22 protein-coding genes are annotated in these 25,385 nt (G+C 71.2%); 8 read left to right on the top strand and 14 right to left on the bottom strand.

Features of this window, described 5'->3' with window-relative positions:
• The first annotated feature begins 6 nt into the window (after nucleotides 1–6).
• The 3 genes from MYMAC_RS08760 (at nucleotide 7) to MYMAC_RS08750 (ending at nucleotide 4,846) form a co-directional block, all read left to right on the top strand.
• Nucleotides 7–1,887 (top strand): glycosyl hydrolase family 18 protein, encoded by a 1,881-nt coding sequence (locus MYMAC_RS08760; RefSeq protein ID WP_095961530.1) that lies wholly within the window; start codon nucleotides 7–9, stop codon nucleotides 1,885–1,887.
• Nucleotides 1,888–2,319: 432 nt separating this feature from the next.
• On the top strand, nucleotides 2,320–4,197 hold the full coding sequence (locus MYMAC_RS08755; protein ID WP_095957740.1) for a hypothetical protein: 1,878 nt from the start codon (nucleotides 2,320–2,322) through the stop codon (nucleotides 4,195–4,197).
• A 154-nt stretch (nucleotides 4,198–4,351) separates the two neighbouring features.
• Nucleotides 4,352–4,846 carry a hypothetical protein gene (locus tag MYMAC_RS08750; protein ID WP_095957739.1) on the top strand — a complete coding sequence of 165 codons (495 nt, stop codon included), beginning with the start codon at nucleotides 4,352–4,354 and terminating at the stop codon, nucleotides 4,844–4,846.
• A 60-nt stretch (nucleotides 4,847–4,906) separates the two neighbouring features.
• On the opposite strand, the gene MYMAC_RS08745 is transcribed toward MYMAC_RS08750, so the two are convergent.
• The 4 genes from MYMAC_RS08745 to MYMAC_RS08735 form a co-directional block, all read right to left on the bottom strand.
• Nucleotides 4,907–5,455 carry an SMI1/KNR4 family protein gene (locus MYMAC_RS08745; RefSeq protein ID WP_095961529.1) on the bottom strand — a complete coding sequence of 183 codons (549 nt, stop codon included), beginning with the start codon at nucleotides 5,453–5,455 and terminating at the stop codon, nucleotides 4,907–4,909.
• Between the two features lie 41 nt (nucleotides 5,456–5,496).
• On the bottom strand, nucleotides 5,497–5,646 hold the full coding sequence (locus MYMAC_RS36740; RefSeq protein ID WP_157757477.1) for a hypothetical protein: 150 nt from the start codon (nucleotides 5,644–5,646) through the stop codon (nucleotides 5,497–5,499).
• Between the two features lie 70 nt (nucleotides 5,647–5,716).
• Nucleotides 5,717–7,138: a M16 family metallopeptidase gene (locus MYMAC_RS08740; RefSeq protein ID WP_095957738.1), complete on the bottom strand. Its 1,422-nt coding sequence runs from the start codon at nucleotides 7,136–7,138 to the stop codon at nucleotides 5,717–5,719.
• 12 nt (nucleotides 7,139–7,150) lie between these two features.
• Nucleotides 7,151–8,590 (bottom strand): M16 family metallopeptidase, encoded by a 1,440-nt coding sequence (locus MYMAC_RS08735; protein ID WP_095957737.1) that lies wholly within the window; start codon nucleotides 8,588–8,590, stop codon nucleotides 7,151–7,153.
• 492 nt (nucleotides 8,591–9,082) lie between these two features.
• Here MYMAC_RS08735 and MYMAC_RS08730 point away from each other — a divergent pair, with 492 nt between their 5' ends.
• The gene (locus MYMAC_RS08730) at nucleotides 9,083–9,298 is read left to right on the top strand and encodes a hypothetical protein (RefSeq protein WP_013935232.1); all 216 of its coding nucleotides are present in this window, start codon (nucleotides 9,083–9,085) and stop codon (nucleotides 9,296–9,298) included.
• Complete coding sequence (locus tag MYMAC_RS08725) at nucleotides 9,298–10,191, top strand: hypothetical protein (protein WP_095957736.1); 894 nt, start codon at nucleotides 9,298–9,300, stop codon at nucleotides 10,189–10,191. Before MYMAC_RS08730 ends, MYMAC_RS08725 begins: the two co-directional genes overlap by 1 nt.
• A 35-nt stretch (nucleotides 10,192–10,226) precedes the next feature.
• Here the strand turns inward: MYMAC_RS08725 and MYMAC_RS08720 are convergent, their stop codons facing one another.
• Complete coding sequence (locus MYMAC_RS08720) at nucleotides 10,227–12,641, bottom strand: ribonuclease H-like domain-containing protein (RefSeq protein ID WP_095957735.1); 2,415 nt, start codon at nucleotides 12,639–12,641, stop codon at nucleotides 10,227–10,229.
• A gap of 138 nt (nucleotides 12,642–12,779) precedes the next feature.
• On the opposite strand from MYMAC_RS08720, the gene MYMAC_RS08715 reads away from it, so the two are divergent.
• Complete coding sequence (locus MYMAC_RS08715; protein ID WP_013935235.1) at nucleotides 12,780–13,424, top strand: helix-turn-helix transcriptional regulator; 645 nt, start codon at nucleotides 12,780–12,782, stop codon at nucleotides 13,422–13,424.
• Nucleotides 13,425–13,552: 128 nt separating this feature from the next.
• Here MYMAC_RS08715 and MYMAC_RS08710 read toward each other — a convergent pair whose 3' ends face one another.
• The 4 genes from MYMAC_RS08710 to MYMAC_RS08695 all read right to left on the bottom strand — a co-directional run bounded on the left by MYMAC_RS08710 (nucleotide 13,553) and on the right by MYMAC_RS08695 (nucleotide 16,512).
• Nucleotides 13,553–13,735, bottom strand: a complete 183-nt coding sequence (locus tag MYMAC_RS08710; protein WP_011551729.1) for a hypothetical protein — start codon at nucleotides 13,733–13,735, stop codon at nucleotides 13,553–13,555.
• A gap of 75 nt (nucleotides 13,736–13,810) precedes the next feature.
• Entirely contained in the window at nucleotides 13,811–14,017 is a 207-nt protein-coding gene (locus MYMAC_RS08705) for a cold-shock protein (RefSeq protein ID WP_013935236.1), read from the bottom strand.
• Between the two features lie 334 nt (nucleotides 14,018–14,351).
• Entirely contained in the window at nucleotides 14,352–14,996 is a 645-nt protein-coding gene (locus MYMAC_RS08700) for a hypothetical protein (protein ID WP_095957734.1), read from the bottom strand.
• Nucleotides 14,997–15,141: 145 nt separating this feature from the next.
• Entirely contained in the window at nucleotides 15,142–16,512 is a 1,371-nt protein-coding gene (locus MYMAC_RS08695) for a metallopeptidase TldD-related protein (protein WP_095957733.1), read from the bottom strand.
• 192 nt (nucleotides 16,513–16,704) lie between these two features.
• Here MYMAC_RS08695 and MYMAC_RS08690 point away from each other — a divergent pair, with 192 nt between their 5' ends.
• On the top strand, nucleotides 16,705–17,982 hold the full coding sequence (locus MYMAC_RS08690) for a TldD/PmbA family protein (RefSeq protein WP_204817480.1): 1,278 nt from the start codon (nucleotides 16,705–16,707) through the stop codon (nucleotides 17,980–17,982).
• A 22-nt stretch (nucleotides 17,983–18,004) separates the two neighbouring features.
• On the opposite strand, the gene MYMAC_RS08685 is transcribed toward MYMAC_RS08690, so the two are convergent.
• The 5 genes from MYMAC_RS08685 to MYMAC_RS36735 all read right to left on the bottom strand — a co-directional run bounded on the left by MYMAC_RS08685 (nucleotide 18,005) and on the right by MYMAC_RS36735 (nucleotide 23,269).
• On the bottom strand, nucleotides 18,005–19,102 hold the full coding sequence (locus MYMAC_RS08685; RefSeq protein ID WP_013935240.1) for a hypothetical protein: 1,098 nt from the start codon (nucleotides 19,100–19,102) through the stop codon (nucleotides 18,005–18,007).
• A gap of 17 nt (nucleotides 19,103–19,119) precedes the next feature.
• The gene (locus MYMAC_RS08680) at nucleotides 19,120–21,003 is read right to left on the bottom strand and encodes a hypothetical protein (RefSeq protein ID WP_050989269.1); all 1,884 of its coding nucleotides are present in this window, start codon (nucleotides 21,001–21,003) and stop codon (nucleotides 19,120–19,122) included.
• Nucleotides 21,004–21,108: 105 nt separating this feature from the next.
• Complete coding sequence (locus MYMAC_RS08675; RefSeq protein ID WP_095957731.1) at nucleotides 21,109–22,080, bottom strand: c-type cytochrome; 972 nt, start codon at nucleotides 22,078–22,080, stop codon at nucleotides 21,109–21,111.
• A 14-nt stretch (nucleotides 22,081–22,094) separates the two neighbouring features.
• Nucleotides 22,095–23,093, bottom strand: a complete 999-nt coding sequence (locus MYMAC_RS08670; RefSeq protein ID WP_095961528.1) for a Rieske 2Fe-2S domain-containing protein — start codon at nucleotides 23,091–23,093, stop codon at nucleotides 22,095–22,097.
• A 5-nt stretch (nucleotides 23,094–23,098) separates the two neighbouring features.
• Complete coding sequence (locus MYMAC_RS36735; protein ID WP_013935244.1) at nucleotides 23,099–23,269, bottom strand: Xan family putative trans-acting RiPP leader peptide; 171 nt, start codon at nucleotides 23,267–23,269, stop codon at nucleotides 23,099–23,101.
• Nucleotides 23,270–23,410: 141 nt separating this feature from the next.
• On the opposite strand from MYMAC_RS36735, the gene MYMAC_RS08665 reads away from it, so the two are divergent.
• Nucleotides 23,411–25,366, top strand: coding sequence for a hypothetical protein (locus tag MYMAC_RS08665; RefSeq protein WP_239989426.1), 1,956 nt, complete (start codon nucleotides 23,411–23,413; stop codon nucleotides 25,364–25,366).
• Nucleotides 25,367–25,385 lie beyond the last annotated feature (19 nt).

Here is a 25,385-nt window from a genome sequence, read left to right as displayed (position 1 = left end):
ATGGCCATGGTCCTGGCCACGGGCGGCAGCGCGGCCTGGGCCGCCCAGGCGGAGGCGAGGCCCCCCGCGGCGGCGGGCGACACGGAGGAAGGCGCGGCGCCGGGGTTCGTCCCCACCACGACGAGTTGGATCTACCGCGAGGCCATGGAAGCCCCCTGGCAGGATTACTCATGGGCCCCCCACTCGCTCACCAACACCTCGCCCGTCGCGGCGGGCCGACACTCCATCTCCGTGACGATGCGGGCATGGGAGGCGCTGTATTTCAATACGTCGCCGCTCACGGTGGCCCCGGGGATGACGCTCACCCTGAGCGTGCATGGTGGAGCCTCCGGCAACAACGCGGTGGTGCAGACCCGGGCGGTGGTGAACGGCGCCTTCACCCCTGGCACCGAGCTGGGGCCCTACTGCACCGGCGGACGCATCCGCGCCAACACCTGGTCGACGTGCACCATCCCCATCTCCGTGCTGGCGCCGCAGGGGGCGCGTTTCACGGGCCTCGCGCTCCAGGAAGGCCGGGGACTGTCCCTGCCCACGCTCTACTTCGACGAGCTGGGCGTGCGTGGCATCCCCGCGCCGGCTCCGCAGGTGGAGGTGGCCATCCACCCCACGAGCGCGACGGTCCCCGCGGGTGGCACGCAGGCCTTCACGGCCACCGTGACGGGCAGCGCCAACACGGCGGTGACGTGGTCCGTGCAGGAGGGCGCCAGCGGCGGCAGCGTCACCGCCGCGGGCCTCTACACCGCGCCGTCGTCGGCGGGGACGTATCACGTGGTGGCGACGAGCCAGGCCGCGCCGACGAAGTCCGCCGTGGCCACCGTCACCGTGACGAGCACGCCGCCTCCGCCGGGCGGCAAGTGGGTGTCGGGCTACTACACCGGCTGGAACGCGGACCTGTACCCGCCGGAGAAGGTGGACTTCACCGCGCTCACCCACATCCTCGTCGGGCGGGTCACCCCCAATCCGGACGGCACGGTGAACACCCAGTTCGACAACTCGAATGGCCCGGCCATCGCGAGGACGCTGTCCACGCGGGCGCACGCGGCCGGACGCAAGGCCATCATCATGGTGGGCGGCGCGGGTGAGCACGACGGCTGGGTGGGGGCGGCGTCCAGCGCGAACCGCGCCCGCTTCGTCCAGAACCTGGTCAACGCCATGGAGACCTTCGGCTATGACGGCCTGGACATCGACTGGGAGCCGGTGGAGCAGGCCGACAAGCCGGCGTTGCTCGCGCTGATACAGGAGCTGCGCGCGGCCCGGCCGCAGATGCTGCTGACCATGCCCATCGGCTGGGTGAACAGCAACTTCCCCGAGGACGCGGACCCGTGGTTCGCCAACCTGGTGCCCTACCTGGACCAGATGAACGTGATGTCCTACGAGATGACGGGGCCCTGGGGCGGCTGGCTGTCCTGGTACACGTCCGCGCTGAGGGGCGAGTCGGGCTACCACCCCACCTCCGTGTCCTCCAGCCTCAACGCCTGGGTGGGCGCGGGCCTCCCCAGGAACAAGCTGGGCATGGGCATCCCCTTCTATGGCATGGCGTGGCGGAACATCACCGGCCCGTATCAGCCATACACGGACTGGTCTGACTACGTGGGCAGCGACAACTCCTTCACCTACGAGAAGATTCTCGAGCTGTCGGCGACGGGGGTGTACCGCTGGGATGAGGCGGCCCAGGCCAGCTATGTCACCTTCGACGTCCCCGTGGAGGACGGCACGGTGCGGTGGATTTCGTATGACTCACCGCAAGCCATTGCCGCCAAGGGCGCCTTCGCGCACGACAACGGCTTTGGCGGCACCATCATCTGGACCATCAACCAGGGGTGCACCGACCCGGCGACCGGCGCCAACCCGCTGCTCGACGCGGTGAAGGACGCCTTCCTGGAGTGACGGTGTGAAGGCCAGGGGACGCGCTGTCCACGCGGCGCGCCCCACGGCTCCGTCGAAAATGCCCTGACTGGGGCGCCAGGACGCCCCGGTGAGAAGCAATGGCCCCTGCCCGCACGCGCGGACATTGACGGGCCATCATGGCACCTGTGCCCGGGGGCGTGAGCGGCGCGCTCGCCTGCCCCCGCGACGGGGCCGCGAATCTTCCCACCGACACCTCCGATACGGCACCCCGATTGCTCCAGGCCACCCACGGTGGATGCGTGACTGCCCACACCGGGCATCACGCGGTCCAAGGCAGGCCAAGGCAGCACACGGAGGTAGACGGTGATGCGTCACGGGTGGAAGGCAGTGGCAGGTGCGATGGGAATGTGGGTCGCCTCGGGATGTGGAGTGCCCACCCAGCCCGAGGACATGGACGTCACACAGGCAAGAATGGCGTCGCAGGCGGAGCCGTTGGAGGCCGACCTGCCCAGGGTCCCGACCGAGCAGGACGTGGCCTGGGAGCTGGACATGTACCCCACGGTGGGCGTGAGCGCCCTGCCGACCCTGAACCTGGTGAAGTTCTGGACCTACGAGCGCTTCATCATCAACGGGGACAAGGGCATCTGGACGCGTCCCGAGCTGGAGCGGAACCTGCTCGCGAAGGCAGAGGTGGATGAGTGCTTCTCCTCCATTGGTGGCCCCATCAGCCAGCCCCCCTGCGACCCGGGCACGACGCCCAAGCGCAACCAGGCCTACGTCTGGGGGCTGACCCTGGCGGACAGGTCCCTGTGGTTCGGCACGGTGGCGAACACGCTGTGCCTGGTGGAGCAGGGCTTCCTCGGCGCCACCACGCCGCAGGAGAACCCCTACTGGGTCTGTGAGTTCGGCCAGAGCCAGTCCGGCACGGGTGACTTCCGGCCGCCCGACCTGCAGCGCTACCAGCTGAACACAGGGGTGCTTTCGTCGCTCAACGGGAGCCTGCCCGGCTGGGCGGAGCTGCTGCGGCGCACCACCGTGGGCCTGCGCTCGGCGGGCGCGCAGGACGGCGTCGTCTTCCTGGCGGGCCCCAGCCTCATCGCGGGCATCAACCTGTTCGCCTTCCATTCGGAGACAGGGGCCTTCCTCGGCGCGACGAACCTCCCGCAGTACAACAACATCCGCGAATGGGTGAACGTCCGCGGCGCGCTGTACACGGGCGTGGCCTACAGCCAGGTGGTGGGCAATGCCCCCGGCGGCGCCGTCCTCCGGTGGCGCGGCCAGCGGTCCACCAACCCCGCGGTCCTCTTCAACTTCGAGGTCGTGGGCCAGACGGACGCGGAGGTGGCCAACCTGGTGGAGCACGCCGGCCGCATCTACGTGACGACGTGGCCCACCTTCCTCTCGGGGGGCGCCCCCTCGCCGCTGACGGCGCGCTTCATGGGCGTGTGGCGCAGCCCCCGGCTGGAGCAGGACGGGCTGGACGACGACGACGCCAGCCAGTGGCGGAAGGTCTGGGACATCCGCGACTACGAGCCGGACCTGGTGGCCGCGGCCACCACGGGCGGCGGCGCGGTGGCGTCGTTCGACGGGCGGCTCTACTGGGGCACGATGCACGTCCCATTCCTCGCCACGTCGGTGGCCCTGGGCGCGCACGCCGCGGGCCTGTTGAACCTGGACGCGGATGGCAGCGGCAGCCTCGACTGGCTGGAGCTGCTGAACACCGCGCTGGGCACGCACCGCTCCACGTCCGTCTTCCAGAGCGATGAACTGGGCAACCAGGACGAGTCGGTGCGCGTCATCTACGGCGAGAAGTACCTGCCCCGATATTCCCCCCTCGCCAGGGGCTACAACATCGCGTTCAACGACTTCTACCGCAACCGCCTGGAGAACCCCGAACCGCGCTGGGGCTCCTCCGGCCTGGGCAACTTCTTCAACGCCTATACGTGGGCGCTGGAGGTCTACGGCAATGACTTGTACCTGGGCACCTTCGACTGGAGCCAGGTAGCGCGCGTGGGGCTGCAGGAGGCCATTGGGGGCGTGACGCTGCCGCCCATGGCGCCGCCCGCCATCGCCTCCAGCCTCCACTCGGTGGAGGACGCGCGCCGGGCCCACCACCACTTCCTCCGGGTGCTCAACATCGCGATTCCGAAGGAAGGCGCGGACCTCTTCCGCTTCGAGGGCCGCAACAAGAGCGCGGTGGCGGAGTCCCTCAGGGGCCTGGGCAATGACACGAATTACGGCGTTCGCACGCTGGTGAGCGGCAGGAAGGCGCTCTACGTCGGCACCGCGAACCCGATGAACCTCCATCCGGACGGCGGCTGGGAGCTCCTCCAGCTGAAGAAGGACTGAGGCGGCCCTCCCCCGGCCGGAGTCCAGGCTTCCAAGGTCTGGGCTCCGGCCGGGGGTGCCAGTGATGGAGAATTCCTATCGGAGTGCAGTCAAAACTCCGTGTCAGGCCATGGCGGCGGATTCACGAACGGAGGGGAAGGATTAAATAGGGCGCATGACCCTCCCCTCCAAGCTTTCCATTGCCGCCCTGAGTCTGTCTTTCCTCTCGCCGGTGTCCGCCCTGGCAGTCGAAAAGACTGTCACCAGCCAGTATGTGGACACGTCCGCCTATCTGACGTCAGAGGCGGACATCGAGGCGTGGTACCAGCTCACCCGCTCCCTCAACCAGAACTTCGATGCCATCTGTGGCGACACGTTCTGCGAGGGCGAATACAGCAACATCGAGTCGCTGCGCTTCCGCTGCTCCGTGAATGACCAGACGGGCCAGCTTGGCCAGTGCGTCTGGGTCTTCGCCGCCAGCAACGAGGAGGTCGACCCGGCGACGGGCGCGGTGACGGTGGATGCCCAGACCTGGTCCTGCCAGGTGCCGCTCGCCCCGAGCACCACGATTCAGCAGCTCCTGACGGCGCTCGCGGGCACGGCGCCGCTCTACGCGACGCTGCCGAATACCCAGACCACCATCTACGAAGGCCTGGGCGACTGCCTCTGATTCGAGCCGCCCGGCGGTTCGACGAAGCCCGTGCCCGTCGAGCACGGGCTTCCGCCGCCCTCACGCCTCCGCGAAGTTCTCGATGAGTTCGTCGATGACTTCGACGATATGCGCCGGGAACGCCCGGAAGTGCCTGGCGTTCTTCGTCCCCAGGAGCTGGGGGAGCTCGAAGGTCTCGTCGTGGTAGTAGCCCACGACGCCCATCTCTCCTTCCGGTGTGACGTCACGGGGGTTGAAGCACCAGAAGTTGTCCACCGCGTCATCATCCGCGCGCTGGAAGAAGAGGGCCTCGTTGATGGCCTCCTCCACGTCGGGGTCGTCACCGTTCACCGCGTCCGACGCGTCCGGTGCCGCCGCGCGCAGGAAGCCCGGCTCCTCCATGCCGATGAGCTCCCGCCCGCCGTGCAGCACCTTGAAGGTGCCGTAGGTGCGGATGAAGTGCACGTAGCTGGGGGGCAGCTTCAGCTTGAACTTCTTCTCCAGCTTCGCCACCTCGGCGGCAGTCACGGGCTTGGAGAACTCCACCGTCAGGTCCTCGACCTCCTCCGCCAGGGACTTGAGCCGCTCCACCGCTTCCGCCACCGCGCTCTCATCTGCATTCTTTGCCATGTCGCGCACGCTAGCGGATCTGCGCGTCGCGCCAAGCCCCGTCAACGAAGCAGGGACTGCCGGCGAAGAAGGTACTTTGCGACGTCCTTGTAGGACCAGCCGCCGTCGCCGTTCACCACGTCCGCGCGCAGCAGCCGGAACTGTTCGTCCAGGACGAGGTTCCCCGTCACCACGACACGTGCCGCGCTCAAAACGCGGCTCGCCCCTGGAAGCAACCAGGAGGAAGGCGGAGGCCCGGGATGGCCTCCGCCTCCCGGAGAATCACTTCAGCGCGGGGGACACGACCTTCAACTGCGGCGCCACCGCCTTCTGGTCGCCCACGACGATGACGGTCATCGCCTCACGCGTCAGCATCTTCGCGGCGAGCTGCTGCACCTGCTCCGGCGTGACGGCCATCACCGACTGCACGTAGTTCTGCAGGTACGAATCCGGCAGGCCGTGCAGGTCCACGAAGCGGAGCTGCCCGATGATGCCGCTGCGCGACGAGTTCTGGAGCAGGAAGGTGCCCGCCAGGTAGCTCTGGACGGCGCTCAGCTCCTCGGCGGGCGGCGGCGTCTGGCGCAGCGTGGCCACCTCCTTGAAAATCTCCTTCAGCGACTCGCCGGTGACGGCCGTCGTCACGTCCGCGTTCTGCACCCAGTAGGCGTCTTCCAGGTGCGCGGACACCGTGCTGTGGGGCGAATACGTGTAGCCCTTCGCCTCGCGGATGTTGGCGGTGATGCGCGAGCTGAAGTAGCCGCCGAGCAGCGTGTTCAGCACCGTCTGCTTGACGAAGTCCGGGCTGGAGGGCGGCAGGGCCTTCACCGCCACGCGCACCGTGGACTGCACCGAGCCAGGGCGGTCGATGAACTGCACCGCCTTCGCCACCTGCTGCTTGGGCAGGTTCTGGAGCCGCGCCGGGCCGGCCTTCCAGCCGGTGAACGCGCCGCGAATGGCCTTCTCCACCGCCGCCGGCTCGAACCGGCCCACGACGTACAGCCGCGAACGCGCCGCGCCGATGTTGGCGTCATAGTGCGCGCGGACGGCCTCCCCCGTGTAGCCCTTGAGCTGGGCCTCCGGCGGGAAGTAGCGGCCATACGGGTGGTCACCGTAGAGCGCCTGGAGCAGCCGCTCGTCGGCGAGCGTCCCCGGCTGGCTCTTGTAGATGGCCATCTCACGGACGAGGTCGCCCTTGACGCGCTCGACCTCCGCCGGCGGGAAGGCCGGGTTCTGGATGACGTCCGCGATGAGGGCCACCGCGTCCGGCGCCGATTCAGAGAGGACCTCCAGGCCGACGTAGGTCTGGTCCATCGTCGTGCCGATGTTGAGCGAGCCGCCGAGCTGCGCGGCCGCCTGCGCGAGCTGCTCGGCCGAGCGCGTGGTGGTGCCCTCCGACAGCAGCCTGCCCGTCAGGTCCGCCAGCCACGTCTCCGTGGCCTTCTCATGGATGTTGCCGGTGTCGATGGCGAGCTGGATGGCGACCTTCGGCATGTCGCCGTAGGGCAGCAGGGAGACCTCCAGCCCGTTGTCGAGCTTGAACTCCGTGCGGACGGGGACCTTGAAGGGCTTGGGCGCCTGGGGGGCCGGTGGCGCCTCCCTGGTGCGCGCCGGAGCGGGGGCGGCCGCGAGGGCCGGCGCGGACAGCATCCCGAGCACCATCAGCGCGGGCGCGACAAGGCGGGTGCGAATTGAGTGCGTGGTCATGGGGGCGTGTCCTCAGGGGGCCTTCGTCTGGGTGGCGGTGGCCGCGGCGGGCGTCACCGTCAGCACGGTGCGGTTCTCACGGCGCAGGTACTCCTTCGCCGTCTTCTGGATGAGCTCCGGCGTCACCTTCATCAGCTCCGCCTCCAGCCGGTTGATGCGCGCCGGGTCGTCGAAGAAGAGCGCGAAGGACGCCAGCAGGTCCGCGCGGCCGAAGCCGAGGAAGCCCTCCAACTGTCCGTACAGCCGCGAGCGCGCCTTCACCCGCGCCCGCTCCAGCGTGGCCGCGTCGATGGGCTGCTCCTGGAGCCGCGCCACCACGCCGTCGAACTCCGTGAGGATGGTCTCCGTCGTCGTGTCCGCGTCATGGAACAGGTACGCGGTCCACTGCATGGGGCCGTTGTAGTTCCAGTGGTTGCCGAGCTGGTTCACCCCGCCGGAGACCTCGCCCGTCAGGCCCTTCTTCTGCACGAGCTGCTGGTAGAGCGCGCTGTCGTTGCCATTGAGGAGGACCTCGTCCACCAGCGCCATGGCGTAGTACTCGGGCGTGCCCACGTCGGGCATGTGGTAGCCCACCGCGAGCGCCGGCCGCTGGGCCAGCTTGTCCACCTTGTCGTGGCGCTTCTCCTTCGTCTGCCGGGGCTCGGAGATGTCCGGCTTGGACGGCTGCGCCACGGTGGGCAGCGGCCCGAAGTACTGCTGGATCCACCCCTTCACCTGCTCCGGCTCGAAGTCACCGACGACGACGAGCGCGGCGTTGCTGGGCGCGTAGTACGTCTTGAAGAAGGCGCGCACGTCCGCAAGCGACGCGGCCTCCAGGTCCTTCAGGTCGCCGTAGAAGTTGTGGGCGTTGTACCAGTTGCTGTTCGCCACCTGCGGCATGTCCAGCCAGGGGAAGCCGCCGTAGGGCTGGTTGAGGACGTTGACCTTCACCTCGTTGGTCACCACGCCCTGCTGGTTCTTCAGGTTCTCCTCCGTCACGTCGAGCCCGCGCATGCGGTCGGCCTCGGCCCAGAGGATGGTCTCCAGCGTGTTCGAGGGGACGACCTCGAAGTAGTTGGTGAAGTCGAAGCGCGTGGAGCCGTTGAGCACGCCGCCGTTCTTCTGGATGAGGCGGATGAACTCCATCTTCCCCAGGTTCGTCGAGCCCTGGAACATCATGTGCTCGAACAGGTGCGCGAACCCGGTGCGGTCCTTCGGCTCGATGCGGAAGCCGATGTTGTAATAGACGGCGACGACGGCCTTGGGCGCCGAGCTGTCACGCGAGAGGACCACCTTCAAGCCGTTGTCGAGCTTGTAGTAGTCCACGGGCACCTGGAGCTTCGACGGCGGCTCGGCGGGCGCCTCCACCTTCGCCGTCTCCACGGCGGGCGGCGTCTCCGGCTTCTGGGCTTCCTGCGTGGTCGCGCAGCCGGTGAACGCGGCCAGTGCTACCGCTCCGAATACTCTTCTCATCGGACCTCCCCTGGATGACCTGGCGACTCGTCGAATGACGGAGCCACTACGGCGCTGTGCGTCCCCCGATTGCCAAAGAATCAGGCCAGCGGCAACCCGTACACGCCTCCAGGAAAGGCCGTTTGTCCTATGCCACCAGGAATGGCGCGGCGCAGTAGGCGCAGACCACCCTGTCCCCGGGCATGACGGCCTCCGCGGCTTCGCGGTGGAGATAGACGCTCCCGGCCCCTTCTTGAGCCATTCCCAGTCGCGGCGTGGCGCGGGCGCCCGGACGACATGCGGGCGCGCAGTCCAGGGCCCGGCCGGAACACCCGATTCAATTCCATGCTTTCAAATCAAAACAAGTAAAACCTGCCACATTCCGCATGGACAGACACGGGGGCCCCTCGTGTGCGGGCTGGAAACTGCCTACGCTCCGGGGCTCCACCAGGAGGTGGCGCGATTCTTCCTTCGTCCTCCCAGACCTCCCCCGCCGGCTGGCACGACACGCTCGTGCGACATCTGGAACCCCTGCTCGGCGGGTTCACCGCGAAGATGGCCATCCAGACCGCCGCCCTTCGGACCCTCAAGCGGCCTCCCGAGCAGCTCAAGCGGGAAGACCTCCCGCAGTTGCTCGAGGGCCTCAAGCCCATGCTGAACACCTTCATCGGCGCCCTGCACGCGAAGGTCGTCCTGGCGGAGATTTCCGCCTCCCTGGAGAAGCTGTGATGAGCACTCATTCGACGGGCCGCGCGGCCGGGAGCATCGTGCCGTGGTTCGGCGCGGTGCTCGTGCTCCAGTTGGCGCACGCCTTCGCGGCGGCCTCGGCGCTGGACGCGCCGCATTCGCTCCAGCTCGTGCATGACGTCGCCGGGTGGGGCAGCGGCGTGCTGGCCGTGGCGGGGACGTTCGCGGCGGCGCGCTCGTTCGTCCCGGGTGACTACCTGCGCAAGGTGTGGGGCGGACTGGCCGCGGGGGCCTTCCTGTCGCTGGTCAGCACCGCGCTGCGCAGCTACTGGCTCCACGCGGTGCCGGACGTGCCCTTCACGCAGTCCCCGCTGCTGCCCTTGCGCATGGGGGTGGTGGTGCTGGCGAACGTCTGCACCACGTACGCGCTCATCCTCCTGGCGATGACCTACCGGCAGTCCGGACTCCAGCCGCCGTCCAGCTTCCGCTCCAACGCGCTGTGGGCGGGGACGGCCATCGCCGCGCTCGCGGTGGGGCTGCCGGTGCTCGCCACGGAAGTGAGGCACCTGGGCGCTGACAGCGCCGCGACCATGTCCGCCGTCATCAGCCTGGCCTCCACGCTGGCCGACATGACGACCATCCTGCTGGTGGCGCCCATCCTGAGCGTCGCGTACATGCTGCGAGGCGGACGGCTGGCCTGGGTGTGGTGGGCCATGGGCGTCTCCGGCGCCATGTGGCTCTTCTACGACGCCCGCGGCTGGCTGGCGCCGCTGCTGCCCGGGGACGCGGCGCAGAGCGCGGAGCTGCTGCGCACGCTGCGCACCTCCGGGCTGGTGCTCCTGGGGCTCGCGGGTTGGCTGCAGCGCACCGCCCTGGCGCCGCGGCAGGCCCCCGCGGCCGGGCCCGAGGTCCAGACGCACGCCGGCATGTCCTGAGCCCTGGCGCGCGGTGTGGCGCCCCGGGTGGGGCGCTACACCGGCTCCGGCGCGTCGGGCGGCTCGGCCAGCACCGTGAGGATGGGCCTCGCCTCCGCGAGCGAGGGCGCGAAGAGCGAGGGCTGGCCGGGGTCGTCGAACACGGTCCGGAAGTCCTCCGGCTCCAGCGCGCGCACCAGCCGCGCGGCGAACGTCTCACGCAAGAGCCGCACGTAGTACTCCACGTCGTAGTCGCGCGGGTCCTCCTCGCGCGTCAGCGGCCTCGCGGCGCCCGGGTCATCCGCCTCCGGCACGGGCAGCAGGCCCGCCCGGCCTCCCACGGCGCGGTAGACGCGCACCTGTTCGCCCAGGGGCCACTCGGCGCGCCCGCTGGCCAGCATGGCCTCGTAGGGCAGCTCGCGCCGGCGGGGGCGGATGGCGCGGTACTGCGCGGCGGACTTCGTCAGGCGGACGTGGGCGCAGACCTCCAGCGTCGGCACCTTCCGGCGGCGCAGCGCCATCACCGTCTCCACGTACACCTCGCGCACGCCCGGGACGTCTCCGGCCAGCAGGCAGCGCAGCGCGCGGCGCAGGAAGGCCTCCCCGAAGGGCTCCGCGCGGCTGGAGCGGAAGGCCACGCCCCGGAGCACCAGCGGTCCGTCATAGGGCTGGAGCGCGTAGTTCTTCGGTTCGTGCGACAGCATCGCGGCGTACCGCCCGTCGAACTCGAGCTGCACCCGGGGCGGCAGCAGCGCGGCGACCTCCGCGACGACGCGGCGCTCGTCGGCCTCCCGCCAGGCCTCCGGGACGGCGAAGTACACGCCGTCCGTGTCCGCCTCCAGCAGCGTGACGCCGCGCCGTGCCAGCTCCCGGCACAAGAGGCCCAGCACCTGGCGTCCCTGCCGCGTCACCTCGTTCGCCGCGTGCACGTCCGAGAAGCGGGTGAGCCCCACCGCGCCCAGGTAGCCGTAGGCGGAGTTCACGACAATCTTCATCGCCGCCGACAGGGCCTCGTTCGTGAAGCGCTCCTGCGAGCCGGGGGCCGCGGCACGCGCCCTGCCCTTCGCCGCCAGCCGCTGGTCCACCAGCCGGTCCACCAGCGCCAGCAACACGCCCAGCCGGTCCCGCCTGGGGCCAATGCGGTACTGGCGCATCAGCGAGGGATACAGGCTGGCGACGTCCGCCTTGACGATGCGCCGGGCCACGCCGGTGGCGAACAGGTGGAGCGCCGCGCCGCTGTGCGAGGTGCCATCCCCGTCCTCGTGCGCCGGCAGCGCCGCGCCCTCCCGGAGGTAGGCCCGGACCAGCAAGGGGTCCAGCACGCCGGTGGCGGGCCCCGCGTCCGCGAGCCGCTCGTAGCGGCGAGGCGCCATGCGCGCGAGCGCGAAGGCCGCGCCGCCCAGCAGCCGCGCGAGGCCGCCCGCCTCCGTGACGTCGTCTCGGGCATAGCGCCGCACGCGCGCCGGGTCCGTGCGGAAGACCTCGTACACCCGGGCACCAGGGATGTGCTCGCGCTCCGGTCCGGCCAGGCCCAGGTGCCGGGCGACGGCCTTGAGCCCGTGGCCGGGCAAGTCGCGCGTGGAGAAGTCATGCCGCAGCACCGCGTCCAGCGTGTCGATGAGCTCGCGCCCGGGCACGGTGTAGCGCGCGCGGCACATGGCGTCCGGCGGCGCGCCGGGGACGGGCCGGCCCAGCGCGGCGCCCCGGGCGGAGGGGCGGTGGCGCAGGCCCGGCGCCCCCGCGCGGCCCAGGGCCAACGACACGCCCAGGTGCCTGGCCCGCCGCGCGAGGAAGGGCAGGTCGAAGCCGTGCAGGTTGTGGTTCTCGATGACGTCCGGGTCATACGTCCGAACGCGCTCGGCCAGGTGGTAGAGCAGGTCCGCCTCCGCCGAGTCGTCCTCCCCCTGGGCCTCGAGCGTCTCCGTCTCCCCGTCCGGCCGCCGGAGCGCCACCAGGAAGACGCGGTGGTGCGCCGGGTCCAACCCGGTGGTCTCCAGGTCGAACTGCATCCGGCGCAGCTCGTCGAAGTCGAGGTCGCGGAAGTACGTGCGGCCCGACGCCGTGAGGTACTGCTCCTCCGGCGGCAGCGCGAGCGCCGCGTTGGCGCCCAGGTCCCTCAGGTGCGCCACCGGCCGGCCCAGCCGCCGGGACGCCCCTTCCAGCACCGCGCTGGTGAGCGCGCGGCCGTCCTCCGCGCGCACCAGGTAGCGCAGCGCCCCGGGCCCCTCCAGCTCCTGCCACGTCACCCGGTGCCGCGCGGGCCCCTCTGACTCCGGGCGCAGCCGGGGGCCCAGGTGCGCCAGGTCCTCCAGGGACGACAGCAGCAGCCACGGACGGAAGCGCACGTCCTCTCGCACCAGCGCCCCCGTCCTCGGGACGCGGCGCCAGACGAAGGCGCGGCCGTCAGGCTCCGCCCACACGGAGACGATGCCCGGCGTGGGGTCCCAGCCCCAGAGCCACTCGTCCTCCATGGAGTCCCTCCGGGCGGAAGTGCCGCGAACGCGCGCGATGCAAGCCGCTCGCGGCGTGGGATGCAAGGCACGTCGCTCCAGGGCCATGCCGTCAGCTTGAGGGCCGGGGGTGACAGTGGTATGTCAGGTTTTCTCTCCATGCAACGGACCGAGCGACTCTTCGCCCTCGCCGAGTACCTCCGGGGCCGTCGCACCGGGGTCACCGCGGAAGTCCTGGCCGAGCGGTTCGGCGTCACGGTGCGCACCATCTACCGGGACCTGGACTCGCTGCGCGCGTCGTCCATGCCGGTCTCCGCCGAGCGCGGCCGGGGCGGCGGGTACGCGTTGGATCGCAGCTACAGCCTGCCGCCGGTGAACTTCACCGCGCGCGAGGCGGCGCTCATCGTCGCGCTGGGGCGCTTCGCCATCGACATGCGGCTGCTGCCCTTCGCCGGCACGCTGGAGTCGGCGCTGGACAAGGTGCGCGCGGCGCTCTCCACCTCCGCGCAGCGCGAGCTGCTCACCCGGCTGCGGGAGCTGTCGTTCATCGGCGTGCCGTCGCTGCCGAGCAGGAAGGGCGTCCGGGAAGCGCTGGAGCGCGCGTGGTTCGAGCAGCAGCCGCTGCGCATCACCTATGTCGACAGCAACTATCTGGAGACGGTCCGCGACGTGCGCGTGATGTCCGTCATCATGAACCGGCATGAGACGCGCATCGACGGGGAGGACCTCAGCACGGGGGAGCGACGGCCCTTCCGGTTGGATCGCATCACCCGCGCCGAGGTGCTCCGCGCGGCCGGGCCCTAGGGGCCGCTTTGCTGCGTGACGTCAGGGGAAGTGGATACTGCGTCCTCCCGGGGGCGTCAGCGCCGTCCCGGAAGGTTGCCCTGGGCACCACCGACAGCGTGGCGAGCCCAGGCGGCACGATACTGGACTCAAATCTCCAGCGGCGGCTGGGGACCCGGGATGATGTCCGCGATATCGGGGTCGACCTCGCCCGGCTGACGCGGCCCGCGCTCTGACTTGACCTTCTTGCGCTCCTCGCGCTTCGCGTTCTTCTCCTGCTGGTGCTGCTTGCGCGCCTGCTCCTTCTGGCGCTTCGTGGATCTTCCTTGCATTGAGCCTCCCTCGCTGAAAACAAAAGCCCGGCCTCACAGTGAGGAGACCGGGCTGATGGTGCTGAGCCTGAGCTCTCAGCCGACCACGCGGACGTTCTCGGCCTGGAGGCCCTTGGGGCCCTTCCGGGTCTCGAACTCCACCTTCTGGCCCTCGGCCAGGGTACGGAAACCGTCCGACTGGATGGCGGTGTGGTGGCAGAACACGTCGGCCCCACCGTCATCCTGGGCGATGAATCCAAAGCCCTTCGCGTCGTTGAACCATTTCACGGTACCAGTTGCCATGTTTCTTCTTCTTTCTGCGTGCGGCGCGAGGCCACAGCCCGTCCCAAACGCGAGACAGGCAGCCTCTAGCCTGTCGAGAGACCAATGTCGAATGTGGAAGGTCCCGAATCTCCACCGGCTGTTCGCCGCGTGAAGGAAACGTGGCGTATAACCGAAGAATTCCAGCCCCTTGACTCCCACCTCCGCGCCCTGGAAATCGTCTGGCGCCCCATCAATATTGGGACCGCCGAGGGCCCTGGGGAGCGTCCCGGAGGGCGATTTCGTGGACGCCACCGGCCCCGCTTCCCTCCCGGAGCGCGGAGCGGCCCAGGGCCTGGCCTTCCGGACCGCCAGACTAAACGCCGGGCGGGGTGCGCGGAAGTTCCGTGCCGAACACCACCTGGAGCAGGTCCATGAGCCCAGGCCAGGCCTCGGCGGAGAGCCACAGGCCCTCGGCCTGATGCTCGGCGGTCATGGCCAGGGCGGCGGTGTCGAAGAGCCTGGCGGGCAGCACGCCCTCCTCCGGCAGCGGCCCCTCCACCTGCAACACCTGGCCGTCCCAGCGAATGCCGGGAGGGAGCATCCGCTCCGCCAGGGCGCGCATCGCGGCCCTCCCGGCGCCCGCGCGCAGCACGCCCATCACCAGCGACGAGGCCGTCTGGGACTCCTCCAGCGCCACCACGCCCGGCGTCCTCAGCCACAGACGGTAGCGCCCGGCGGCGAGTTCCACGCGCTCGGGGGTGGTCTCCACGCGCAGGCGCCAGCCGCGGACGGAGAAGCGGACGTCATAGACGTCCTCGCGCGCGGACCACTCCCGCAGCTCGAAGTGCTTCAAGCGGGTCAGCAGCTGGCGCACCACGGTCTCCACGCGCGCATGCGACAGGCGCACCCGCCTGCGGCTCACGTCCACCGCCATGTCGTTGGAGAGCGCGTTCGGCAGCCGCTTCGCCCACTCCCGCGCCCCTTCCAGCATCTTCGCCGCCAGCGACTGACCCGACATCCGCGTCCTCCCGTGACGCCGCCTCCCTGGGCCAGCGTCGTGCGCGCAGCATGCACCGGATCTGGCGTGAGTGCCCGTCCCGCTCGCAAGGCAGGCGGCCATCCGTCGCCCTCCTGGCACGGCCCCGCCCCGAGGAGCGCGGGCGTCACCTGGCCGCGTGCCCTCCCGGGGCATCCGCCAGCAGGGGCGGAAAGACGAGCGTGGGCGTGCCACACCCCTCGGCGGTGGGGAAGAAGGTCAAATCGTTCCCCACGCCACGGAGCGCGCGGAAGGTCTCCAGCACGGGGAGCTCCAGCTCCACCGGCGCCACCCGGCGCACGCGGTGGCCGTCACGCACCTCCCAGCCGCCCGCCACCACGGTGACGGTGCCTGGACGCGGCATGGTGGTGAAGGTCTCCACGCGGGCGACCAGCTCCGTGTAGTGAGCGGGAAGCGCGGGCGCCGCGCCGGGCACGACCCAGGGGTTCACGGCTTCGGGCGCGGGGGGCGCCAACGCGGGCCGGAAGCCGCGTCCGTTGGGCGGCGCGCCCAGCCGCGTCGCGGTGTCGGCGGCGTGAAGGAAGGCCCGCAGCACGCCCGCGTCCACCAACGTCAGCGCTTCGGTGGGCAACCCTTCGTCATCCAGGGGCACGCGCCGCGGGCCCGCCGGGTGGTGCGGGTCATCCACCACGCTCAAGGCCGAGGGGAACAGCTTGCGGCCCACGGCTCGCGCCAGCGCGGGCGTGGCGGCGGCCACGTCGCCCCGCAGCAGCCAGAGGAGCCCCGCCGCCAGCGGCGCGGCCACCGCGGGCCGCAGCACCAGGGGCAGGCTCCGGTCCACCCGGTGAGCCGGCCCCGTGAGCGCGTCCACCGCGTCCGCGAGCCGTTGGCGCAGCGGCGCGAAGGCGTCCTCGTTCGCGTCCGGGGGCAGCGCCACCGCGTCCACCAGGGCGCCGCGCGGCGTCTCGCAGCGCACGAAGAGCGTCTCCCGCCACTCCGTGCGGACACGCTGAACGCCGTGCTCACGAACCAGCGCACGCCAGGCCGCGGACTGGGACAGCACGGCGGCCTGCACCACGCTCCCCGGCGGCACGGCCGTCTGGATGAAGCGCTTCATCCAGCGCGCCGCGCGGTCCGGCTGCAGCGCGGGAGGGCTCGCGGGCGCCGCGGGTGACATGGCGGGCAGGCCAGGCAGGGGGCCCGCGCGCCCCGGGGCGGCGACCTGCTCCGCGCGCTCCAGCAGCAGGGGCAGCGCGCTCGCGTCTCCGACGGGCGCGGTCCACAGGCCCTGCCGCGCGTCCCAGGCCACCCTCGCCGTGGCGTCCAACGACTCGCCCTGGTTGAGGGTGGAGCGGCCCGTCCCCGCGTCGTATTCGAGCGACAGCTTGCGCTCCGCGGCGAGGAACAGCTCGGCGTGTGACGGCGCGTGGCGGCGGGAGAAGGACGCCAGCGCCTCGGTGGCGGAGGTCAGCAGCGCGCGCAGCCCAAGGCCCGCGCATGACGCCACGCCGCTGTCCTCCTCGGAACCGCCCTGCATCCGCTGCCTCCGCCCGGCATGCGCCAGGCCCGGCCATGAGGATAGCGGGCTTCCGTCCTCGCGTGGCGGCACTCCGCGCGTGTGTGGGGCCGCTTCACGGGCTGGCATATGCTCCACGCCCGGCGCCCGCCGTCGCGGCGTCACCTGGAGCCACGCGCAGCCCGCTGCGGTGCGCGGCCGGAGGACACACGCGTGGATTGGTTCGTGGAGCGGCGCGAAGTCACCGAGGTCCTCCACCAGCGCGCCGGCGCCCGCGTCGTCGCGCCCATGCTCGACCGGGGCTGGTCCCGGGGCCACGCCACGCCGGAGGGCACCGCCTGGCAGTGGGCCCAGGTGGGCGGCACGCACGCGAAGAAGGGCCTGTTCCCAGGCGAGCTGGAGCACCGGGCCCGGCCCCTGCTCGACGCCGAGCCCCGCCTGGGCGGCGACACGGAGGCCACGCTGGCGCTCGTCCACCGGCTGGCGGAGGCGGCGCGAGCCGCGGGCGCCCTGCACCTGGACGTGCTGCTGCGCCAGGTGGAGCGCCACACGCTGTCCGCCAGCGACGCCCACCTGCGCGAAGACACGCAGCGCCACGCCCTGCTCGAGGTGAAGGCCTTCCATGACAGCGGCGCGGGCATCGCCGAGCTCTGGCGCTGCGCCGCCTGGCCGGACGGTGCTGGCGCCCGCGCCGCCCTGCCCTCGCTGGAAGCCCTGGTGGAAGGCCTGGCGCGGGAGCTGCGGGACACGACGCCCAGGGTCCCCTGCCCTCGCGGCGTGCTGCCCGTCGTCTTCCCACCGGGCGCCGCCTCCGGCTGCTTCTTCCACGAGGTGTGCGGCCATCCGCTGGAGGGAGACGTGGTGGCGCGCGGAGGCTCCTACCTCGCGCGGCGGCTGGGGCAGCAGGTGGCTGGTGCGCACCTCACCGTCTCCGACGACCCGACGGACGGCCACGGCGCGCTCGGCTTCGCGTGGGATGACGAAGGCCACGCCGCCCTGCCGGTGACGCTCCTCCGGGAGGGCCGGGTGGACGCGCCGCTCCTGGATGCCCGCAGCGCCACCGCGCTGGGCCGCGCGCCCAACGGACACGGGCGGCGCGTCAGCTACCGGCACCCGCCCCTGCCGCGCATGGCGCACACCCGCGTGGACGCGCACCAGGGGCATTTGGAGGCGCTGATGGCGGACCTCCCGCACGGGCTGCTGGTGCAGCACCTCACCCCCCGGCAGATGGACCTGCTGTCGGGCGACTTCAGCTTCTACATCGTGGAGGCGCGGGAGATTCGCGACGGCCGGCCCGGGCGCCGCGTGGGCCCCGGCATCCTCCGGGGCAACGGGCTCGAGGCCCTGGCGGCCATCGACGCGGTGGGCGCGGACGCGAAGAACCTCTTCGCCACGCGCGGCTGCCGGAAGCTGGACCACGGCCCGCTTCCGGTGTCCTTCGGGCAGCCCACGGTGCGCTTCCGGGGGCTCGCGGTGGAGCCCTCGCGGTAGGCGCCGTGGGCGCCCGGGTGCATCACCCCTCCGGGTAGCAGAGGAAGCCGAAGTCCGGCGGCGGCGCGGGCTCCTCGTAGGGGTTCTCCTCCATGGGCGGCATGGGCGCCATGGCGAACAGGCGCGTGAAGGACACGCCCGGCGGCAGGCCCTGGACGAAGAAGGGAGGCACCTCCCAGGGGCGGCCTTGCTCCGCGTCCTCCAGGGTGTCCACGAAGCTCACCGTCAGCGCGCTCGCGGCGCCCGGCGGCACCACCACCGCGTAGTAGCCCAGGCTGCTCATGCCGTTGGGGATGGCGAAGTAGCCCATCTCCGTCTGCCCCGGGAACGAGCCCGGCGGCGCCCAGTCAATGGCGTACAGCGCGCCCGCCGTCGTCTCCGCCGCGATGTCACCGCTGGGGAACAGGAACGCGTCCAGCACCGGGCTGGGCGAGTACACCCACAGCAGCGCCACCGAGCGGCCCGACGCGGCGTCCGCCAGGCTGGCCGGGGAGACGGACGTCCCCGTCTCCTCGGAAATCACCTGCGCCAGCGCGCCGAGCGCGCCCGCCTCGCCCACGATGGCCGGCGACTGGATGAGGCACTGCGTCCCGGTGGCCGCGATGGGCCGCAGGGTGGTGGTGGCGTGGTACGGCACCTCGGGGATGGGCGCGTAGCCCTCCTCCACCGGGAACATGTCGTTGCCGCCCACCGACATCCCGGGCGCGGGCTCGGCGCGCATGAGGTACGGCACCGTCGGGTCGGCGGGGATTCCCTCCGTCTGGAAGTTGCCCCAGGGCGGCATGGCGGGCCCGCTGGTGTCGACCACCTCGCCGGTGGGCCCCACCATGCTGACCTGCGCGCCCCACGCGGAGGCGCGCATCACCGTGGGCATGCCGTACAGCAACGCGGGCAGCGGCGGCCCCGCCTCCGGGTCGTTCGGGTCGGGCGGCCACATCACGAAGGAATAGAACATCGCCTCCGGGTCGAAGATGACGCCGGAGACGGGCACCCGCCGCGCGGGCAGGTCGGTGAAGGGCGCGTCCGCGTCCAACACGGGCGGAGGCGGCGCGCTGCTGCCGCCGCACGCGGAGAGCACGGCGGCGGACAGCGTGGAAGCAAGGAGGGAGCGAACCTGCATGGCGTTCCTCTGAGGGCTCAGCGGGGCGGGAGGATGTGCTCGGCCGGCGGCGTGGTGACGTGGCACGACTCGGCGCAGTTGCCGTACCCGTTGGGCGTGTTCTGCATGGGCTCGAAGCGGAGGTCGAAGTACTCCGTGCCGTGCGACGACACGTGGCAGCCGTTGCAGCTCATCAGGCTGGGCCACAGCGTGCTCTCCCGCGTCAGGTGACACATGGTGCAGTCACCCTTGTTCTGGTTGTACTTGCGCGAGCTGTTGTGGATGCGGTGGATGACGTCCGGCAGGTAGCCGTAGCCCTCCTCGATGTGGCACGTCTTGCACGCCTCCACGTGGTCCACGGACATGCCGTGGTGCACGTTGGAGAGCGAGTTCACCCCGTTGTGGCACACCTGGCAGTTGCCCACGCGGCCCGGGTACGTGGTGGGCTGGGCCTGGCCCACCTGGAAGAAGAAGGGGTCCAGCCGGTTGAGGCGCTCGCCCATGTAGCTGCGGTGCCCCTTGAGGATGATGGCGTAGGTGCCGGACTTCGCGTTCGGCGGCAGTTGCACCGAGTAGTGCGTGGGCGGCTGGGCGTCACCGCCGCCCGCGAGCAGGTTGGAGCCGGGCGGCAGGTAGAAGTGCGGCTCGCTGAAGGTCGGGAAGGAGAAGTACGGCAGGTCGTAGGAGCCGCGCGACACCTGCAGGTCCTGCAGCGGTCCCACCACCTTGAAGCCGGACTCCGAGGAGCTGGCCTCGCGGTAGGTCAGCAGCATCTGCTCGTTGAAGTACGCGAGGCCGTTGGAGGACTCGCCCATGTATTCGTTGTAGCTGGGCATCCGGTTGCGCGGGTGCAGGCCGTTGCCGTCCCCGTCGCGCAGCGACACCATGAAGTCCACCGAGTCACCGGGCATGAAGAAGCTGCCGTTGGCCGGGCGGTTGACGCGCACCGCCTGCGTCAGGCCGAAGCCGCAGGGCACCTGCTCGTCGGTGGCCAGCCCCGTCTCGTCCAGCCGGTAGCAGGTGGCCGGGCGCTCCGCCTCGGGGGTGAAGACGATGGGGAAGACGAAGGGCTGCAGGGGCAGCAGGCTCCAGGTGACGCGGATGAGGCCCTCGCCGGTGAGCTGCGGCATGGCCAGCGTCTTGAACGGGTCGGTGGCGCCGGAGAAGGACGCCTTCACCATCGTGTTGTAGGTGGGCTCGGTGCCGTCCGGCAGCAGGCTCACCTCCGGGTCTCCGGGGAAGCGCGGCCGCGCCAGGTCCGCCACCATCCAGCTCGCGCGCGTGCGGCCCGTGGTGGCGCTCTCACCCATGAAGTCCCGGCGGCTGTAGGTGACGGAGGTGCGCACGGCGCCGTCCGCGTCGAGCACCTCGATGAGGAAGGTGTCGTCCAGCGAGCGCATCCACGCGGCGTTCTCGTAGTACGTCTCGCGCTGGAAGGTGGAGTCGTAGTCGTTGGTCCACTCGTCGCGGCCCACCGTCACGCCCGACCAGTCCAGGTCCTTGAAGCGCGACTGCTTGCGCATCCAGAAGGACGGCGCGTGGTGGTCGTTGAAGTCGGTGTGCACGCCGGTGATGGCGTCCACCGCGGTGAACTCGCGGATGAAATAATTGACGCCTGGCGTCACCTCGAACCGGGCCGAGGGCGGCACCGGCTGGCCCATCATGTTCATGGCCTCGCAGGCGGCGGGGTAGTCCGGCAGGTTCAGCGAGCCGGGCGACACCGGCTCACCGGTGGGGAGGATGGCGCAGCCGTTGTAGTACAGCAGCGACAGGGCGATGGCGCCGGAGGCGGAGCTCGAATACGGGTCGAACGCCCTCGCGCCGCGGCCACGGGTCCCTTCGGCATCGCCGATGTTGAAGACGTCACAGCCGGCGGAGAACACCACCAGGGACAGGAGCAGTCTCTTGCAGAGAGATTTCATGAGGGCACGCGTCACGCGCAACCATGGGGGAATGGGGCGGGACGTTGGGCTTTCAGGGGACGCGCTGGGAGTCTACCGGACGCTCCCAGGTGGCGCCAGAATGGGTCATTTGCCAGACGCGGAAGGCGCGGTGGGTGCCATGGCGGGCACCGTGCGCAGGTAACGGTAGAGGGCCCGGAGGTCCGCCTCCGCCAGTCCGGCGAAGAAGACCCAGGGCATGGTGAGCTTGTTCACCTGACCGGCCTTCGCGGGCGCGGGCGTCAGGTCCTTGAAGGCGGTGAAGCGGGCGACGAAGGCCGCTTCGTCCAGGGCCCCGAGCCCGCGCGCATGCGGCGTGAGGTTGGCGACGACCTCCGGGCCGTGCGGCGTGGGCAGCGGACGTCCGCCGGCGAAGGGGGTGCCCGCGTCGTCCATGCCCGCGTGACACGCGGCGCACTGCGCCACGGTGGCCAGGTAACGGCCGCGGGAGACGTCATCCGCCGCGGGCTCCGGCACCACCGTCTTCACCGGCGCGGCCAGGTCCTTGTACTGCGCGTACACCTCGTCCGGGATGGCGGAGCGGCCGCCATCACGCGGGCTGGCCGGCGCCTGCCGCAGCCAGGCAATCACGGCGTGGGCATCCGCGTCCGACAGCTCGCGGTAGAGGAGGAAGGGCATGAGGGGGAAGAGCGTCTTGCCGTCGCGGCCGGTGCCGTCGCGCAGCGCGCGCAGCAGCTCCGCGTCCGTCCACCGGCCGATGCCGTGCTCGGGGTCCGGCGTGATGTTGGGCGCGCAGACGCGGCCCGGCAGCTCCCAGCTCGCGTCATCCCAGCAGGCGCCGGAGAGCGCGGGGCCGGAGGCCGGGCCGCCGTAGCGGGACCAGTCACGCGGCGTGTGGCAGGAGCCGCACGCGAGCACGTTCTCCACCAGGTACCGGCCCCGCTCCAGCTTCGCCGCGTCCACGGCCACCGCGGCGGGCGGGGCCTTGGGCGTGGACGGCGCGGGCGCGGCCGCGGCCGGGGCCTTGGCGGGCGGCGGGGATTCATTGCGCTGGCAGGCGCTCAGCGCCAGCAGCAGGAAGAGGAGGCTGGAACGCATCGGGGTGTGGGTCCTCATTCCGGAGCGGGTCCGTCCACGGGCCTGCCCAGCCGCAGGGCGATGACGCCCCGCCGGTACTCGATGGGCAGCCGGTCCGCGGGCGAGTGGACCTCGCCGGCGAAATCCAGGGGCTGGGCCCGGGGACGCACGCCCTCCAGCGTGCGGCGGTCCTGCTCCAGGATGGCCAGCTCACTCTTCACGAACATGTCCGGGAAGTGGTTGCGCAACCGGGGGTGGTACGAGGCGAAGTAGAAGCACCGCATCTTCTCCTCGGAGAGCGGAGCGGCGATGGCGTAGACGGTGTGGACGTAGAAGAGCGTGGGCTTGAAGGCGAGCTTCGCGGCGAAGGGCAGCGTCACGTCGTAGGTGAGCGTGGTGCGGTCCACCCGGGGCGGCAGGCCGTCCGTCGACGGCGCCATCGCGGGATACACGATGCGCGCGCTGACGCCGGTGGGACGCCGCTCCACCTCATACGGGGGCACCTCCGGCTGCTCCGGGTTGCCGAAGGTGCCTTCGTGCACGAAGGACAGGTGGGCCACGTCCAGCACGATTTCGATCATCCGGCCCGCGGCGACGTCCCAGTCCAGCACCGGCAGCGGCACGGTGGCCAGGGTGCCATCCTCCAGCTCCGGCCACTCCGGCAGCGGCGCGGCGGGCTCCGGAGCCAGGCAGACCCAGACGAGGCCGTAGCGCTCCGTGGCCTGGAAGGCGGAGACGCGCGCGCGGGCGGGAATGGGCGCGGACGGCTGGGACGGGACGCGCACACAGCGGCCGTCCGCGCCGTAGGTCCAGCCATGGAAGCCGCAGCGCAGCCCCTCCGGGGTGACGACGCCCAGGCTGAGGTCGGCGCCCCGGTGCGAACACCGCCGGTGCGACACGGCCACGCCCGAGCCCGTCCGCCACAGCACCAGCTCCGTCTCCAGCAACTGCACGGCGAGCGGAGCCGCCGTCAGCGCGTTCGAGAAGGCGACCGGGTGCCAGTACGCGGAGAAGGCGTCAACGTAGGAACGCACGACCCTCACGCCAGCGCGAGCGGAGCAATCTTGCTCTCGATCTCCTCGAGCAGGAAGTCGATCTCCTCGATTTCATCGAGCTTCTCAGGCGCGGCGGAGGCCTCGGTGGGAGCCGCGTCGACGGTGGCTGACGCGTTCTGGGCGGGCGCTGCGGACAAGGTCTCTTCCGAAGCCATGAGGCCTCCTGGAGCGGGGGGTGGGGGCGCGATTGTTTCCGGCTGTCCGGGGGGGCTGTCAATCCACAGTCCCTTTTCCTAAGAATTTTTCGACACATGTATCGCGGATTGAGACTCGTATACGCTCAGGGGGCCCCTGTGATGATGCCCCCTCTGTCCGTCCGAGCCCTGGCCGCGGCCGTCCTGCTCTGGAGTCTTGCCGCGTCCGCCGAGCCCTGGAACGGCACGGAGCCCGGGGTGACGACGCTCCAGCAGGTGCTGCTCTCTTTCGGCGCCCCCACCCGACAGGTCCACAAGGACGGCGAGGTGGTGCTGACGTACCAGCGCAAGGCCGCGCCGGGGGGCACGCGGAGCACGAGCTTCCACTTCGACGCCCGTCAGGGCGTGTTGCGCCGCATCGAGGTCATCCCCACCCGGCCGCCGACGCCCGCGGGCCTCACCGCGCTGTACGGCCCCGCGTGTGACGCGGCGAAGCCTCCGGACGCGGGCCTGGACTGCCGCGAGGAGGAGGCCGCGCCGGCACGTCAGCGCTGGTGGCATTACCGCGAGCGCGGACTGAGCGTGCGACTGGACGCGCGCCAGCGGGTGAAGTCGATGCGCTACATCGAGCCCCTGGCGCCGGTGCGCGGCTCCCCGGCACGGGGCCCCCTGCCCCAGGCCGGGAGCGAAGGCACCACCGTGCCGGCCGCCGCGACTCCGGACGATGCCCCCAGGGCGGCCCCTGCCTCGGGGGAGCGGCCGCCCGACGCGGGCTCCGCCGCCGGGCTCGCCACCGCCGCGGTGGACCCGGGCGAAGCGGGCGCGCCCGCGGGCTTCGAGGACCTGCTCGACGCGCCCGCGCCCACGGCCGCGCCGGCCGGAGCAGGTCCCTCCGGCACCCTCGTGGAAGGCTGGCAGGGTCCGGGAGGTGAGGCCGCGGACCCCTGGCATGAGAATCCGCAGGAGCGGCAGCCGGACGTGCTGGCGGTGGGCGGCATCTACTTCCAGCGCGCGGAGGTGACGGGCCTGCGCTCGCGGGGGAAGACGTCGTACGCGCCGGTCCTCCCCGCGCTGGCGGACATCTACCTGGACGCGACGCCGTCGAAGCACGTGCGCGGCTTCATGATGGGGCGGCTCGCGTACGACCCGCTGTCCACCGAGGCCAACGGCCCCGCCGCCGCGCTGGGGCAGATGTGGCTGAAGTTCGACGTCGCCCAGCGGCTGTTCGTCACCGCCGGGCGCCAGGAGATTCGCTGGGGCAGCTCGCAAATCTGGAACCCGACCGACTTCCTGCAGGCGCCCAACCCGGATCCGCTCAACATCTTCGACCTGCGCACGGGCGTCGACATGGTCCGCCTCACGGTGCCGTGGGAGTCCATGGCCGCCAACCTGTCGCTGCTGGGCACCGCCAACGTGGAGGACGCGGGCGAGGACCTCCGGCGGGTGCGCTACGGTGGCGGCGTGCGCGCGGAGATGGCGGTGGGCACGGGCGAAATCGCCGCGACGGCGGTGTTCGACCAGTCGCGCCGGCCCCGGTACGGCCTGGACGCGACGATGGCGCTGGGCATCCTGGACTTCAACGCCGAGCTGGCCTGGGTGGGCGACGGCAACACGCGCCTCTGGGCCCGCCAGGGGGACGGCTTCGTGGAGCGCACGCTGGAGGGCCGCAGGCTGCTGGTCAGCGCGGGCGTTTCAGCCACCTTCAACTTCGCCGAGCTGTACCGCGCCGTGGTCCGGGTGGAGGGCTTCCACAACCCGCTGGGCTACGACGACCGCGCCTTCCTGCCCTGGCTCAGCGCGCAGGGTGACTTCCGGCCGCTCTTCCACGGCCGCTACTACGCCCTGGGCCAGGTCAACATCGGCCGGCGCGGCATGTCGCAGTTGTCGCTCATCTTCACCACCATCGCCAACGTGCAGGACGCCTCGTACCTGTCACGGCTGGCCTTCAACTCCTCGCCCTTCGACATCCGGGACATCTTCGTCCAGACCTTCGTCGAGGTGCCCTACGGCGAACGCGGCAGCGAGTTCCGCTTCGAGAGCCTCCCCGCGGACCCCACCGTCCCCGGCTCGGGGCTTGGCGTCTTCCGCGCCGGCGTGAGCCTCTACGTTCGCATCTAGCCCCACGGGCCTTCCGGAC

It is taken from the genome of Corallococcus macrosporus DSM 14697, assembly GCF_002305895.1.
In the GTDB taxonomy this organism is placed as follows: domain Bacteria; phylum Myxococcota; class Myxococcia; order Myxococcales; family Myxococcaceae; genus Myxococcus; species Myxococcus macrosporus.
This window is presented reverse-complemented; position numbering and strand designations above follow the sequence as displayed.

Coding starts and splice junctions, on each gene's coding strand:
- MYMAC_RS08760 (WP_095961530.1), top strand. CDS start 7: ATGGTCCTGGCCACGGGCGGCAGCGCGGCCTGGGCCGCCCAGGCGGAG.
- MYMAC_RS08755 (WP_095957740.1), top strand. CDS start 2,320: ATGGCGTCGCAGGCGGAGCCGTTGGAGGCCGACCTGCCCAGGGTCCCG.
- MYMAC_RS08750 (WP_095957739.1), top strand. CDS start 4,352: ATGACCCTCCCCTCCAAGCTTTCCATTGCCGCCCTGAGTCTGTCTTTC.
- MYMAC_RS08745 (WP_095961529.1), bottom strand. CDS start 5,455: ATGGCAAAGAATGCAGATGAGAGCGCGGTGGCGGAAGCGGTGGAGCGG.
- MYMAC_RS08740 (WP_095957738.1), bottom strand. CDS start 7,138: ATGACCACGCACTCAATTCGCACCCGCCTTGTCGCGCCCGCGCTGATG.
- MYMAC_RS08735 (WP_095957737.1), bottom strand. CDS start 8,590: ATGAGAAGAGTATTCGGAGCGGTAGCACTGGCCGCGTTCACCGGCTGC.
- MYMAC_RS08725 (WP_095957736.1), top strand. CDS start 9,298: ATGAGCACTCATTCGACGGGCCGCGCGGCCGGGAGCATCGTGCCGTGG.
- MYMAC_RS08720 (WP_095957735.1), bottom strand. CDS start 12,641: ATGGAGGACGAGTGGCTCTGGGGCTGGGACCCCACGCCGGGCATCGTC.
- MYMAC_RS08715 (WP_013935235.1), top strand. CDS start 12,780: ATGCAACGGACCGAGCGACTCTTCGCCCTCGCCGAGTACCTCCGGGGC.
- MYMAC_RS08710 (WP_011551729.1), bottom strand. CDS start 13,735: ATGCAAGGAAGATCCACGAAGCGCCAGAAGGAGCAGGCGCGCAAGCAG.
- MYMAC_RS08705 (WP_013935236.1), bottom strand. CDS start 14,017: ATGGCAACTGGTACCGTGAAATGGTTCAACGACGCGAAGGGCTTTGGA.
- MYMAC_RS08700 (WP_095957734.1), bottom strand. CDS start 14,996: ATGTCGGGTCAGTCGCTGGCGGCGAAGATGCTGGAAGGGGCGCGGGAG.
- MYMAC_RS08695 (WP_095957733.1), bottom strand. CDS start 16,512: ATGCAGGGCGGTTCCGAGGAGGACAGCGGCGTGGCGTCATGCGCGGGC.
- MYMAC_RS08685 (WP_013935240.1), bottom strand. CDS start 19,102: ATGCAGGTTCGCTCCCTCCTTGCTTCCACGCTGTCCGCCGCCGTGCTC.
- MYMAC_RS08680 (WP_050989269.1), bottom strand. CDS start 21,003: ATGAAATCTCTCTGCAAGAGACTGCTCCTGTCCCTGGTGGTGTTCTCC.
- MYMAC_RS08675 (WP_095957731.1), bottom strand. CDS start 22,080: ATGCGTTCCAGCCTCCTCTTCCTGCTGCTGGCGCTGAGCGCCTGCCAG.
- MYMAC_RS36735 (WP_013935244.1), bottom strand. CDS start 23,269: ATGGCTTCGGAAGAGACCTTGTCCGCAGCGCCCGCCCAGAACGCGTCA.
- MYMAC_RS08665 (WP_239989426.1), top strand. CDS start 23,411: ATGATGCCCCCTCTGTCCGTCCGAGCCCTGGCCGCGGCCGTCCTGCTC.